This window comes from Pseudomonas sp. PLB05, assembly GCF_021106615.1.
GTDB classification, from domain to species: domain Bacteria; phylum Pseudomonadota; class Gammaproteobacteria; order Pseudomonadales; family Pseudomonadaceae; genus Chryseomonas; species Chryseomonas benzopyrenica.
This window is the reverse complement of sequence record NZ_JAJOHO010000006.1, coordinates 192,625-204,830: the sequence shown is the minus strand read 5'-3', so window position 1 is coordinate 204,830 and position 12,206 is coordinate 192,625. Positions and strand designations below refer to the sequence as shown.

Below are 12,206 nucleotides of genomic sequence, written 5' to 3'. Positions count from 1 at the left end.
TCGGGGTCTCGTCAGGATCATTTTCCAACGTGCTCAACCGCCCAGTTGTCCTCCCAAGGCCGTCGCCGCGGTATGTGTTACGATTGCAGGCATGCAATACCCATCTCTCGACTGGCAACCCAGTCCCCCATAGCTCGCGCCTTCCTCGTCCTTGCCTGTTGCAAGGACGCTTGCCGTCCTGTCGCGCCCGTGACGTGGCGGCTGCCCACCCTGACATTCACGCCTGATCCGGCGTTTGCCACCTGCTCGACGGGTCAGGCACAGGTGCGAGTTATCTATGCTGCATACCCTCAAGACGCATTGGTTCTCCAATGTGAAGAACGACGTGCTGTCCGGCCTGGTGGTCGCCCTGGCGCTCATCCCGGAAGCCATCGCCTTTTCCATCATCGCCGGGCTCGATCCCAAGGTGGGGCTCTACGCCTCCTTCTGCATCGCCGTGGTGATCGCCTTCGTCGGCGGTAGGCCGGGGATGATCTCGGCGGCCACGGGCGCCATGGCGCTGCTGATGGTGACCCTGGTCAAGGAACACGGCCTGCAGTACCTGCTGGCCGCCACCCTGTTGACCGGGGTGCTGCAGATCGCCGCCGGCTATCTGCGCCTGGGCGCGCTGATGCGCTTCGTATCCCGCTCCGTGGTGACGGGATTCGTCAACGCCCTGGCGATCCTGATCTTTCTTGCCCAGTTGCCCGAGCTGACCCATGTCGGCTGGGAGGTCTACGCCATGACCGCCGCCGGGTTGGGCATCATCTATCTGTTCCCCTTGTTGCCGGTGGTAGGCCGGCTGCTGCCGTCGCCGCTGGTCTGCATCCTGGTGCTGACCGCCGTCTCCCTGGCCCTGGGCCTGGACATTCGCACGGTGGGCGACATGGGTCAGCTGCCCGATACCCTGCCGGTACTGCTCTGGCCGCAGGTGCCCCTGACCCTCGACACCCTGCTGATCATCCTGCCCTATTCGCTGGCACTGGCCGTGGTCGGCCTGCTGGAGTCGCTGATGACCGCCACCATCGTCGATGACATCACCGATACGCCCAGCGACAAGAATCGCGAGTGCAAGGGCCAGGGGATCGCCAACATCGCCGCGGGTCTGCTGGGGGCATGGCGGGCTGCGCCATGATCGGCCAGTCGGTGATCAACATGAAGTCCGGGGGCCGTACGCGGCTGTCCACCCTCTGTGCAGGCGTCTTCCTGCTGCTGATGGTGGTGTTCCTGGGCGACTGGCTCGCGCGCATCCCCATGGCGGCCCTGGTCGCGGTGATGATCATGGTTTCCATCGGCACCTTCAGCTGGGATTCGATCCGCAATCTGCGGCGCCATCCGCTTTCCACCAATCTGGTGATGGTGACCACCGTGGTGGTCGTGGTCGCTACCCACAACCTGGCGCTCGGCGTGCTGGTCGGGGTCTTGCTGGCCTCGCTGTTCTTTGCCAACAAGGTGGGGCACCAGCTGACCATCACCTCCCGCCTGGAGGCGCCCGGCGTACGCCGCTACGAGGTGCAGGGCCAGGTGTTCTTCTCGTCCACCGCGGCCTTCCTCGCCTCCTTCGATTTCAAGGAGGTGCTCGACGAGGTGCGCATCGACCTCAAGGCGGCCCAATTCTGGGACATCACCGCCGTCGCCGCCCTGGACAAGGTCGTGCTCAGGTATCGCCGGGAAGGCGTGACCGTGCAGGTGCTCGACCTCGACCAGGCCAGCGCGACTCTGGTCGATCGCTTCGGCATTCACGACAAGCCGGGGGCCGGCAGCGAACTGCTGGGCCACTGAGGAGAGACACCCATGAGCAAGATCATCGCCTGTATCGACGGCTCGCCCCTGGCGGGCAGTGTCTGCGACCACAGTGCCTGGCTGGCCCACCGCCTGGCGCTGCCCATCACCCTGCTGCACGTCCTGGAACGCAGCCTCTATCCGACCTCACCTGACACCAGCGGCGCCATCGGCCTCGGCTCGCGCGAGCACCTGCTCGAAGCGCTGGCCCGGCTGGACGAGCAGCGTGCCCGCCTGGCGCGGGCCGACGGCGAGGCGCTGCTGGCCGGAGCCCTGCAGCGGTTGCACGCGCGGGGGGTGGCGACGGCTCCGACGACGCTTCAGCGCCATGACTATCTGGCGGATACCCTGCGCGAACTGGAGGCCGAGCTGGGCGTGCTGGTGATCGGCAAGCGCGGTGAGCACTCCGGCAGCCGTGGGATCGGCAGCCAGCTGGAAACGGTGGTGCGGATGCTGCACAAGCCCATCCTGGTCTGCGCTGCCGATTTCATCGAGCCCCGGCGCTTTCTGGTCGCCTACGATGGCAGCGAAACCACTCACCAGGGTCTGTTGCGCGTCGCCAAGAGTCTGCTGCTGTCGGGGCTCGAGGGCGAGATCCTGCAGGTCGGCGACACCACCCCGGCCCGGCTGGCCGGACTGGAAGCCGCTGCGGATCTCTTGAGGTCCTGTGGCAGCACGGTGACGACGCATCTCGTCGCCGGGCATCCGGAGGAGGCGATTCCCGACCGGGTGCATGCCACTCGGGCCGACCTGCTGGTGATGGGCGCCTACAGCCATTCTGCCGCCAGGCGCTTCCTGCTGGGCAGCCAGACCTCTCACATGCTGCGTCACACCGACATCACCACCCTGGTACTTCGCGCGTGACTTACCACGAAGCTGCTTGATAGCTACGATCCGCCGCATCCATTACTTCGGATCGGCGGATGGCGAGACTTGCTAGCCAATGGTGATTGAGGTCGATCAAGGTCTGCAGCTGCACCTTGCGCTTCCGGCCATGCCCAGCCAAGCCGGGCCGCGCAGCGGCGCCGGCTGTAGCTGGTAATAGGGGCAGACCAGGATCTGCAGCCGCGCCAGGTCCCGCCGGCCATTCCAGACCGCGCAGCGGCGCCAGCTGCAGTGGATGATCGGGGGCAGCAAGAATCTGCATCTGCGCCAGGTCCTGCGGTCCAGCGCGGCGGATCTTGCGCCACCCGGTGATCAAGCCCCGCGAGCTATTACGCGTGAAAGTAGTCTTTCTGAATACCTTTTTGCTATCAAAAACGTTAAAATGCAATCAATACTCCCCACCAGATCCGCATTGATACGCGACTTTGCTATCAGGATATATTGAGTCATGGCGCTGACTATTCGTAACGTTACCGATGAGGAAATCGAGGCCTTTTCTGCTCTGACCGGAGAGAAAACAGCCTCTAAGGCAATCATCCAGGCTGCCAACTTAGGGGTTCGTAATACAGCCCGGCTAGAGGTCGCCAACCAGAAAATTGCCGAACTAGAGGCCCTAATCAGACGCATCGTCGGTCCCTGTGAAGCTATTGTCGAGGCGATCAATAGGCCAACCGAATGATGCCGTCATTGAAGTTTGGAGCTGGCAATGTCGGCTGAAACGCCCCGGATGATGATCCGTGAGGCTTCAGGCCAGCAGACTTGGAAGGAGCACCAGCTACCGGACCTTCGCTCCCTTACCCGCGAGCTTAGGGCGCTAGCTCCTGAGCTAGTAGCGCCAGCAGCAACTGTTGACGATGCGGTTGAGTGCATAGCTACTCAATTTGGGTTTACTGGCGGAGTCACCTCTGTGGATGTAACTACGCCTGTAGGTGCTGTGCGGATTCTACGGGACAGCCTTCCCCACATCGTCGAGAAGCGCGCGGATGCCAGGGAGAGGTATGTTGGCTATGCCCTGGATACCCTCACCGGCCCGTTCGAGGTCTGGAAGGTGCTCTATACCAATGACGACTACCGGCTGGCCTTCATCGGGGCATATGAGGCCAAGAATCAGATGCTTGTGGTCGTGACTGTGAAAGATGGGCTGTTGCTCTGGAACTTCATGCATAGCGACGCCAGGTCGATGAACAAGCATCGTCATGGTGAGCTCTTGTTCCGCCGATATGAAATCGAGAGCAAAGAAAAAGGGCAGCTATGAGCTGCCCTAAGAGTGTTTGCCTGATATTTGCATCCTCAGACCAGGATGAAGAGGTCTCACCTGACGCTGATACCGCAACTATCAACGAGGTTCCTACGCCAGCTATAGCCGCTGCGGGGCAGCTGGTTTCGCGCTCTTGTGAATCATATTACGCATCAATGACCCCCTCGTCAAACAGTCGTGATGGACGCCTTTGATTGCAATCTGCTCCCCAGATTATGACAGTCAACGCGAGAATGCATCACCGCACTACGCGGTCTAGGCACCGGAGACGTCTGGTGATCGAGGTTGAACTGGGTCTGCAGCTGCACCAGGTCCTGTCGGTCGGCCTGCGCCGCGCGGCGGCGCGGGCGGCAACTGACGATCGAGGTCGACGCAGCAGCACCAAGTTCTGCCGGCCAGCGCAGGGCTGCGCAGCGGTGCCGGAAATGCCTCCAGCCCTGACACAAGAATGCATCGCCGAAAGAATAGGACCATATTTGGTTCTAATTTGGGCCGATAAACGATAGAGTGGGCCGCATTGCAGTGAACATTGGGATCTATCAATGCGAGTCGAAACAATCAGCTACCTGAAAAAGAATGCGGCCGATCTTGAGCTCACTGAGCCAATGATTGTTACCCAGAATGGCAAGCCAGCCTATGTGATCGAGGCCTATGCGGATCGTGTCCGCCGCGATGAGTCCATCGCCCTGGTCAAGCTGTTGGCGTTGGGATCCAAGGAGTACGAGGGTGGCAAGCACATATCATCCGAGCAGCTGAAAGAAGGCCTGCAACAGCGGTTCGGGGGCGATAGCAAATGACAGCCAGGGCTTTCCAGGTCCGGTTCAGCGCTTCGGCGAGGACCTGCGCGCATGACCAGGTGCACCACCTCGCAAAATCGGTTTCTCGCCCCGACGCAGTTGCAAAGATGACCAGCGTCGTTGACGAGGTCGCCATCGAGCTCCGGAAGTCCCCTCTCGCTCACCCGATTGCCGCCGCCGGTGCCGAGTTTGGTATCACCAGGTATCGCGAGATCTCCAAGTCTGGCTATCGAGCGGGATATCTGGTCGACGAGGCGCGGCGCGAAACCGTCGTGCTCGCCATCTTCCGTGATGGGCAGGACATCCAAGAGCTGCTGTATCGGCACCTGCTCACAGGTTGAGACGTACCGATACTCGCCACTCGCGGCGATCCGTAGTCGGCCAGCAGTGCCCCGCAACTGGGGGTACCGGTGATCCACAGGGGGGCCGGTGGCGCCGTGCAAGAGGCTGACACACCTGCCAGCGCTCAGCAGGTCGGAGCCGTCCCGTCATCTCCATTTAGCCGGCGAAAAAGCACATCCAGACAATGGCCACGCCTACGCCGCCGATGGCAAGGCGGCTGATCACCCGGGCGGACGCAGTATCAGTTGCTCGCGCCTCGAGCGCACATAGGCCAAGCAGCTCAGCAACTACGAAGCCATACCAGCCTGGATGCACCTCAACAACCGGTGCAGGATCGAGGCCGCGTGTGAACCAACCGAACGTGCAGATGAATAGGACCAACAGCAGCAGGCCGAGCCACGGCCAGTTACGGACGACGTAGCTCTCTCGCTTCATAGGTATGGGTTTCAAGAGACCACTCCATAGTGCAGAGCCCAGGCATGTCTACCCGAGACGGGGCGAACGCCGCTCGCTTGACGGCCATTGTCTCTGCCACCAGCGCTCTGATATGAGCAGTTCATGCCTGGAAAGGGCGGAAACCTCGCGTAGAACGTGGCCAAGAAGCGCTCGTCGATGAACACCGGTTCGGCTCAGCCCCAAAGCCACAGGAAAGTGCCGACTACTGCCGATCCAGCTGTCATGGCCAGGGTGATGCTATGACGCTGGATCTGGATAGCCAGCGCCCAGCGAAGCGGACCGTTCGACGCCTCGCGTAAATCGCGGTTGAGGTGCTTTTCTGCAGCAGATGCTACGTGCAGCTCGAGCTGGTGGATTACTCGCGTCCTGGCGCTACCAGCAATCGCCCCGCCGTGCCCCGCAACATCGCCAGGCATGTCGGTACGTCCAGATGAACTTGTTTGGCCAGCACACGGATGCCCAGGGCACCAAGATGGAAGACCTTGTCCGGGGTGATCGGCACGTTGATCGATTGGCGTTGCTGGAGCAGGCGAAGGTAGAGCACACCGCGCTCAGGCTGGTTAACCAGGGTCAGCCCTTTGTCGCCGGCGGCGCCGTGATTGCGCGCTTCGAACGTTGCCGTAATTCCCAGGACGCAACACATGAACGCCGGCATTTCGCGAGGCGTAATCTGGAGCGTCAGCTTCTCGGACCAGTCGAATTTTTCGCTGGATCCTTTGCGCCCGGCGCCGTCCACTGCGAGCACGGTTTCCTGCGCCTGATTCAGCACCACCTCGAACTTCAGCGCGGCAGATCCGCCGTAAACGTGGAAGCCCTCGAACTGCTCGGCCACGGTCATTCCCCGGAAGCAGGGCTAGCTGCCCGGGGTGCCCTACCGGTGCCCCTTGAAGCCGGCTTCGAAGCCGCTTTGGCAAGCTGGCGCTCCAATGCTGCGATTCGAGTACTGCTGTCTTTCTGCACGCGCTCCAAGTAACGTTCCGCGGCTTCCCGGCCGGCGTCGGCCCGAGCAAGCTTGTCACCCAGGGCGCGATTCTCCACCCGCAGCTCTGCGAGGATCTCTAGATCCTGGGCGCGCGTGCGCTCCATTTCCTGGATTTGCCCCGCGGCGCTATCAGCCTCGGAGCGAGCGATGGCAAGCCGATTGCGCATTTCGCGGAGCTCGACCTGGGTATCAGCAAGGCGCTCCTCAGCTGCGGAAGCAGAACGCTGATGCTCTGCGCTCGCCGCTTCTACGGAAGCCTTCTGGGCGAGCGCCAGGCTCAGCTCAGCCTGGCTCTCGGCGAGCTGGTCCCGAGCTAGTTGCGCCTGCCCTTCTGCCTCGGCAAGCCGCTCGGCGAGACTGGCGTTCTCCTCAGCCATAGCACTGAGCTGGCTGTCCTTCAGCTGAAGCTCGCTGGCCAACCCGTCCATCTGCTGCTGACTGCGCTCCTGATCGGCCTCGAGGCCTTCGAGCACGCCGCTGGCATCGTCTTGCTCAGCCTCCAGGCGGGCGATCTCCTGCCGCGCCTGCTCGAGCTCCAGCACAACCTCTTTGCGCGCCGCAGCCGCTACCAAGTCAAGGGCACCGGCCAGAGCGTCCTGCATTGCCTTGGTCTGCTTGGCGACTGCGGTTTCGATAATGGCCGTAGCTTCCTCCGGCAGCGGCCTGGTTGGAATGGCCCCACCCGGTACCCCAGTGTGGTGTCGCTGCCAGACGCTGAGGAGCGTTTCGGGGCGGCCTCCGCCGAGGGTAGTCCGTAACGCCCAGCCATTGACCTTGCGCCCACCTGCCAGCAGCTGCTCGCCGGCGGCGATGACCTCTGCGTCTGTAAATTTACGTTCAGCCATGGCCGCCTCCGGGTAATGGAAAACAGCATAGTAATGCCAAACACAACTAACAAACAATAAGGTTAGGTATGTTCGGTTAGTTCCTAACGTTAGCTAACGTTTGCGAGCGTTTGTCGCTTTTGAGCGTCGGTAGCCCGTGAGAGATGCGCGGATCAACACTGGTCAGAAGCTGAACCTGGAATCGCGGCCGCCTCAGCCGTGTGGGGCTCATTGTGGGCTCTGACCAATATAAACAAGACACATCTCAGCTATGACGCGGCTTCCGTAGACCTAGTACGGGGATATAATATCCCCGTACTGTACGACTCAGTTTTTAGAGGTTCGGGTAGTTGCATACGCAGGATTGGGTGATAGCCTTCGGCGGTCGATGTGGAGAGTTACCGTGGGCCAGTTGCTACCGAAGCAGGTGAAAGAGCTATCCGAACCAGGCGTCTACCAGGACGGCCGCGGCCTCATCCTGCGTGTGGCCAAGACCGGGGCCAAACGCTGGATCTTCAGATTTTCCTTCCGAGGTCAGCGGTATGACGTAGGGCTGGGTGGCTATCCGGCGGTATCGTTGAAGCAGGCCCGGCTTGAAGCGGACCGGCGCCGACTGAAGATCGCGGAGGGGACGCCTGAGTTACCGGGCCGGCGATCGCCTGCGGCTCAATCGCCGGCCGCGGGACCCGACCTCTTCGAGACCCTGGCCAGGCAGTACATCACCACCCACGGTGCTTCGTGGAGCCATGACCACCATCGTCAATGGGTCAGCTCCATGGAACGCTATGTCTTCCCGGTACTCGGTCGCCGGCCGGTCGCCGAGATCGATACCGACCTGGTGCTGCAGGTGCTCCGCCCGATCTGGGACAAGATCGAGGTCACCGCCGCGCGCATCCGCAACCGCATCGAGTCGGTGCTCGATGCCGCCCAGGCACTGGGGTTTCGCGAAGGCGCCAATCCGGCTCGGTGGCGTGGCCACCTCGACAAGCTGCTGCCGCGCCACGATCGCAATGTCACGCACCATCCAGCGGCGCCGGCGGAAAGCTGTCCATCCGTGCTGCATCGCCTGGATTCCCTGGACGGTCCAGCCGCCCGTGCGGCGGAGCTGCTGATCCTCACGTCACTGCGCAATGCCGAGGTTCGCGAGGCACGGTGGGCGGAGTTCGACTTCGACGCAAGACGCTGGACCATCCCGGCGGAACGCATGAAGCGAGACAAGGAGCATATCGTGCCCCTGACGAACCGGATGCTGGAGGTGCTAGAGCAGCAGAAGGGTCAGCACGATACCTGGGTGTTCCCCAACGCCCGCGGTAAGAAACCACTGCCGGGCAACGCTATAGGCCGGGCGCTGCGGAAGATCAAGCTTGAGGGAGCGGTCCCGCACGGCTTCCGCTCGACGTTTCGTACCTGGGCAGCGGAGACCACCTCACACCCGAGGGAAATCTGCGAGAAGGCGCTGGCCCACAGGATTGGCTCCAAGACTGAGGCTGCCTACAACCGAGGCCCCCTGCTCGAGAAGCGGCGCGCACTGATGAGCGACTGGGAGACATTCTTGGCGATGCCGGAGTTGCCAGGCTCGGAGGACGTTGCATCAGGCGTCCTGCAGGACGCCTGCAGGACGCCTAGCGTGATCTAGGAAGGCGGTGCGATCCCGTAGCGTGGGAGCTGGGACGCCTGCAGGACGCCTGCAGGACGTCTAGCGTGTTCTAGGAAGGCGGAGCGATTCCGTAGCGTGGGATCTGGAACGCCTGCAGGACGCCGGCGAAAAGGCGCCTGATCAGCCAGGTGCCGCGCAAGACGCCTATGGGATGCATCATCTCGGCGGTGATTGATCGCGCCTGCGTGACCTGGAAACAAAAAGCCGGCGAAGGCGCCGGCTTTTGGGAAGTTGTGTTTACGCCAGTTTGCTTTATGCCAGGCGTCTTTCAGCCACACCTCTGTTGCTACGTGTCAGCGCCCTTACAAGGGCGCTGCCCGTCGAGTAGCGCTTGGCAATTGCCTGCCTTGCCGGCTCGCCATAGGCGTTGAGACGTCGCGTGGCAAGAAACTCTACGTTAGACAAGCCCAGCTCCTTAACCACCTCATGGTCCGCCAACCCCCAGCCGGCCAGGTCCTGAACACGAGCTGCCAGCTCCAACAGCTCGGCGACCGGACGCTCGGTGAGTACTGCGTCATTCACGTCGCAATGGAAGCGATCGCGCTCAGCGACCGCGCTGCAGAACGGGCAGGACGACCGATGACCCATGGAGCTCGACACCAGGTAAGGAAGGCGGCACCGGCGTGAGGAGCAGATACGGACCACGATCTCTTTGGAGCGGTACTCACGTGCGATCACCCAAGCGCGATCGATATGAAGCGCCTCGGTCGAAGTCGCCAGCGCTACCTCGCCTGCGGACCGGTATCCGGTGTAAACGCGATAGGCGGCCATGACTGCCTGGACATCGACATCAACGAACGGGTTTTTTGCGGCCCGAAGGTACGCGCACATGAACAATGTTGCTTCAACGACCTGGCCGGAGTTCGACAGCAGGCAGGCGCCACTTGGGAGGGGGCCGCTAGCCCCTTTGTACTCGACCCCAATCTGCTTACGCAGACGATTGACCTGCTTGGAGGTGTGATCGGTGTGCACGGTGATGATGCTGCAGCGAAAGCCTGCCTGCACCATCTGCTGGGTCAAGGTTGCGTTGTCCATGTCTGCGGATCTCAAAGGGTATTATCGGATTCCCAGGTTCAATAGCTGGGATTCATGACGCGAAGCAGTAGCTGAAGGGTGTCGCTGCGCTCACCCGCGGATTCGCGCACCAGGCCGTCTCGCGCGGTGAACTTCACACGGCCCAGGGCGGCAATTTGGTTGCGCTGGCCGAAGGAGCTCTCTTTGAGCCAGCCGGCGTCTTTCTCGGATAGTCCCCAGAAGATTCGGCTTTCCAGCTCCGAGGTACGCAGATCCTCGCGGATCTCGCTAAGCACATTGGTTACGAGGCTGACGCTGTAGCTGTTCAACATGGCCCGGGGGGCACTTCCACCATCGCCATGTACCAGGCTGATCTTGAAGACCGAAGCGGGCAGGCAGGCCAGCCGCTCAATGTCGGCTTCAGCTGCGGAGAGCAGCCACTTTCCGTCCTCAGTGCTGATATCGAAGAAGCGGTAGAACGCGCTGTCATTCGACTCGATCCACTCTTGAGCGGTCTCCAGCAAGCAACCTACTGGCGTCGCGGTGATCATCCCTGCTCTCCTTCCTGCTTGAGCAAAACGAGACGTCTCCACACGCGGAGGACGTCCTCTCCATAAGCCCTTGCGACACTGACCAGCTCTGGATTAGGGGTGTGATAACGCCCAATCAACAGCGCTAGGTCACCCCCTTGCTTTTGAAAACCGCAGAAGACTTTGGTGGCGGTCCGCACGTTGGTGCGTAGATCGAGCAGGTCCGCCGGGTCGCTGACCTCGCCCCCATTCCACCGTAGGCTGATCTGCATCGCTCCCACGGCAATTGCCCGTGTTCTGGGCAACGCTTCTCGGAGCAGTTTTTCTGCTTCTTCGCGGGTTCCCGGATGAAATCCCTTGCCGTCGATATTGAGAGCATAGGGATTGGGGGTGACCATCCGGCCCGCGTATTTTTTCGATTCAACCAGCGCAATTGCGTAAAGAAGCTCAGGTGACGGCCGACACCCTTGAGTCGAAGGCCTATCCCAGACAGTGCCAGTCAGGTCGAAGGCAGCTACCTGGCCGGGGGCTGCACTGACAGCACAAAGCAGCGCTGCTGCTAGCCTCCCGAAAATAGCTCCTTTATTCGCCACACCAGCCACCCTGCAAACTACACCTCTAATGTGTGCATATTTTGTGCTCTGGTTCTCACTGTTTCAAGAGAGCAAGCTATCAATCGCCTCCCGAGGGGCGTAACTGGCCCCATTTCCGGGATGAACGGCATATAGGCTTAAGGAACTCCTAATATTCGGTGATTCACTTCACACAATAAGCGTTTTTTCCCGTCACTCTATTGACGGATAGCGCGGAGGACGATGCCGTTTACACTGAAGGTGTCGTAAATACGACACCATTCTGTGCGCATTTTCTCGTTCAGCTTTTGTACAGGGAATGGTGTAAATAAAATGCGCGTAAATGGCCGATAATTGGACGGCTGTTCCGCGCATCACCAAGCCACGTAGGCGACCGCAATCGCCTCGTACCAGGAAGGGACCACCATGCACTACACACCCGAAGCCACTTCGCACGAAGCGTTCGTCACACGGGTTAAAGACCTCATGGATGCTCGAGGTCTGTCCGTTCAAAAGCTGGCCCTTGCTTTGAACGAAAACGAAGGGACTACGAAAAATATGCTCTACCGAGGTACGAGCTGTAACAGGGAGCGCCTTGTAGCGCTTGCCGGCGCGTTGGGCAGCACCGTCGAATACCTGGCGACCGGTGTCGGCGAGCCTGACCAGACTTCGGAATCGGTCACCCTTATAGTCAGGTCGCTGCGCGAGCTGGCCTATGAGAAAGGCCTGCTTGGAGAGAAGCCGGACTTCGCCTCCGAAGGGACATTTCTTCGCACGTTTCCACTGCCGCTCCAGCTGCTTCAGCGGTACGGCATCAGCCCGGGCAACGCCAGGGCTGCAAGAGTCGACACTGACGCCATGGAGCCGTACATCAAGCCGGACGAGATCGTGGTCGTCGATATCGCAGACACCACGTTGACGGAGGGGAATTTCATCCTGACCCATCATGGGTCCGTCATTGTGCGCAGTGTCAGCCCAGTGAGTGATTTGATGAGCTTCAACGTCGCCAACGTCCGTTATTCCGGTATGGCGTTTTCTCCTGAGGAGCTTGCCAGCGGCGAGGCCAGGGTGCCCAAGGTTGTAGGTCGGGTGAGGTTCAAGATCTCTACGACATCGCTCTGAGCAGGG

Annotated in this window: 14 protein-coding genes and 1 pseudogene; 8 read left to right on the top strand and 7 right to left on the bottom strand. The window is 61.1% G+C overall.

The window, feature by feature from the left end; all coding sequences use genetic code 11:
• The first annotated feature begins 277 nt into the window (after positions 1–277).
• Together LRS53_RS22545 and LRS53_RS22540 are read left to right on the top strand one after the other, a co-directional pair.
• Positions 278–1,761, top strand: a pseudogene (locus LRS53_RS22545) (SulP family inorganic anion transporter).
• Positions 1,762–1,773: 12 nt separating this feature from the next.
• A complete protein-coding gene (locus LRS53_RS22540) occupies positions 1,774–2,625 on the top strand; it encodes a universal stress protein (protein WP_017638799.1) in 852 nt (283 codons plus the stop codon).
• Position 2,626: 1 nt separating this feature from the next.
• Here the strand turns inward: LRS53_RS22540 and LRS53_RS22535 are convergent, their stop codons facing one another.
• Positions 2,627–3,034 (bottom strand): hypothetical protein, encoded by a 408-nt coding sequence (locus LRS53_RS22535; RefSeq protein WP_132833191.1) that lies wholly within the window; start codon positions 3,032–3,034, stop codon positions 2,627–2,629.
• Positions 3,035–3,094: 60 nt separating this feature from the next.
• Between LRS53_RS22535 and LRS53_RS22530 the strand changes: the two genes are divergently transcribed.
• The 4 genes from LRS53_RS22530 (at position 3,095) to LRS53_RS22515 (ending at position 5,042) form a co-directional block, all read left to right on the top strand.
• Positions 3,095–3,325 carry a hypothetical protein gene (locus LRS53_RS22530; protein ID WP_017638800.1) on the top strand — a complete coding sequence of 77 codons (231 nt, stop codon included), beginning with the start codon at positions 3,095–3,097 and terminating at the stop codon, positions 3,323–3,325.
• A 27-nt stretch (positions 3,326–3,352) separates the two neighbouring features.
• Positions 3,353–3,901, top strand: a complete 549-nt coding sequence (locus tag LRS53_RS22525) for a PBECR2 nuclease fold domain-containing protein (RefSeq protein ID WP_017638801.1) — start codon at positions 3,353–3,355, stop codon at positions 3,899–3,901.
• A 545-nt stretch (positions 3,902–4,446) separates the two neighbouring features.
• Positions 4,447–4,701: a type II toxin-antitoxin system Phd/YefM family antitoxin gene (locus LRS53_RS22520; RefSeq protein ID WP_017638802.1), complete on the top strand. Its 255-nt coding sequence runs from the start codon at positions 4,447–4,449 to the stop codon at positions 4,699–4,701.
• Between the two features lie 107 nt (positions 4,702–4,808).
• Positions 4,809–5,042, top strand: a complete 234-nt coding sequence (locus LRS53_RS22515) for a hypothetical protein (RefSeq protein ID WP_169854975.1) — start codon at positions 4,809–4,811, stop codon at positions 5,040–5,042.
• Between the two features lie 157 nt (positions 5,043–5,199).
• On the opposite strand, the gene LRS53_RS22510 is transcribed toward LRS53_RS22515, so the two are convergent.
• The 3 genes from LRS53_RS22510 to LRS53_RS22500 form a co-directional block, all read right to left on the bottom strand.
• The gene (locus tag LRS53_RS22510) at positions 5,200–5,493 is read right to left on the bottom strand and encodes a hypothetical protein (protein ID WP_132833192.1); all 294 of its coding nucleotides are present in this window, start codon (positions 5,491–5,493) and stop codon (positions 5,200–5,202) included.
• 361 nt (positions 5,494–5,854) lie between these two features.
• A complete protein-coding gene (locus LRS53_RS22505; RefSeq protein WP_017638805.1) occupies positions 5,855–6,337 on the bottom strand; it encodes a hypothetical protein in 483 nt (160 codons plus the stop codon).
• A complete protein-coding gene (locus LRS53_RS22500) occupies positions 6,334–7,326 on the bottom strand; it encodes a DNA-binding protein (protein ID WP_145156170.1) in 993 nt (330 codons plus the stop codon). The genes LRS53_RS22505 and LRS53_RS22500 overlap by 4 nt, the downstream gene beginning before the upstream one ends.
• A gap of 382 nt (positions 7,327–7,708) precedes the next feature.
• Between LRS53_RS22500 and LRS53_RS22495 the strand changes: the two genes are divergently transcribed.
• On the top strand, positions 7,709–8,941 hold the full coding sequence (locus LRS53_RS22495; protein WP_231357401.1) for a tyrosine-type recombinase/integrase: 1,233 nt from the start codon (positions 7,709–7,711) through the stop codon (positions 8,939–8,941).
• Positions 8,942–9,214: 273 nt separating this feature from the next.
• Here the strand turns inward: LRS53_RS22495 and LRS53_RS22490 are convergent, their stop codons facing one another.
• From LRS53_RS22490 to LRS53_RS22480, 3 genes are read right to left on the bottom strand one after another with little or no spacing between them, the layout of a single operon-like run.
• Positions 9,215–9,997: a FlhC family transcriptional regulator gene (locus LRS53_RS22490; protein ID WP_169854976.1), complete on the bottom strand. Its 783-nt coding sequence runs from the start codon at positions 9,995–9,997 to the stop codon at positions 9,215–9,217.
• Positions 9,998–10,035: 38 nt separating this feature from the next.
• The gene (locus LRS53_RS22485; RefSeq protein ID WP_231357400.1) at positions 10,036–10,527 is read right to left on the bottom strand and encodes a hypothetical protein; all 492 of its coding nucleotides are present in this window, start codon (positions 10,525–10,527) and stop codon (positions 10,036–10,038) included.
• On the bottom strand, positions 10,524–10,904 hold the full coding sequence (locus LRS53_RS22480; RefSeq protein WP_231357399.1) for a lytic transglycosylase domain-containing protein: 381 nt from the start codon (positions 10,902–10,904) through the stop codon (positions 10,524–10,526). The genes LRS53_RS22485 and LRS53_RS22480 overlap by 4 nt, the downstream gene beginning before the upstream one ends.
• A gap of 600 nt (positions 10,905–11,504) precedes the next feature.
• Here LRS53_RS22480 and LRS53_RS22475 point away from each other — a divergent pair.
• Positions 11,505–12,200, top strand: coding sequence for a S24 family peptidase (locus LRS53_RS22475; RefSeq protein ID WP_169854978.1), 696 nt, complete (start codon positions 11,505–11,507; stop codon positions 12,198–12,200).
• Positions 12,201–12,206: the final 6 nt, after the last annotated feature.

Coding starts and splice junctions, on each gene's coding strand:
- LRS53_RS22540 (WP_017638799.1), top strand. CDS start 1,774: ATGAGCAAGATCATCGCCTGTATCGACGGCTCGCCCCTGGCGGGCAGT.
- LRS53_RS22530 (WP_017638800.1), top strand. CDS start 3,095: ATGGCGCTGACTATTCGTAACGTTACCGATGAGGAAATCGAGGCCTTT.
- LRS53_RS22525 (WP_017638801.1), top strand. CDS start 3,353: ATGTCGGCTGAAACGCCCCGGATGATGATCCGTGAGGCTTCAGGCCAG.
- LRS53_RS22520 (WP_017638802.1), top strand. CDS start 4,447: ATGCGAGTCGAAACAATCAGCTACCTGAAAAAGAATGCGGCCGATCTT.
- LRS53_RS22515 (WP_169854975.1), top strand. CDS start 4,809: ATGACCAGCGTCGTTGACGAGGTCGCCATCGAGCTCCGGAAGTCCCCT.
- LRS53_RS22505 (WP_017638805.1), bottom strand. CDS start 6,337: ATGACCGTGGCCGAGCAGTTCGAGGGCTTCCACGTTTACGGCGGATCT.
- LRS53_RS22500 (WP_145156170.1), bottom strand. CDS start 7,326: ATGGCTGAACGTAAATTTACAGACGCAGAGGTCATCGCCGCCGGCGAG.
- LRS53_RS22490 (WP_169854976.1), bottom strand. CDS start 9,997: ATGGACAACGCAACCTTGACCCAGCAGATGGTGCAGGCAGGCTTTCGC.
- LRS53_RS22485 (WP_231357400.1), bottom strand. CDS start 10,527: ATGATCACCGCGACGCCAGTAGGTTGCTTGCTGGAGACCGCTCAAGAG.
- LRS53_RS22480 (WP_231357399.1), bottom strand. CDS start 10,904: ATGGTCACCCCCAATCCCTATGCTCTCAATATCGACGGCAAGGGATTT.
- LRS53_RS22475 (WP_169854978.1), top strand. CDS start 11,505: ATGCACTACACACCCGAAGCCACTTCGCACGAAGCGTTCGTCACACGG.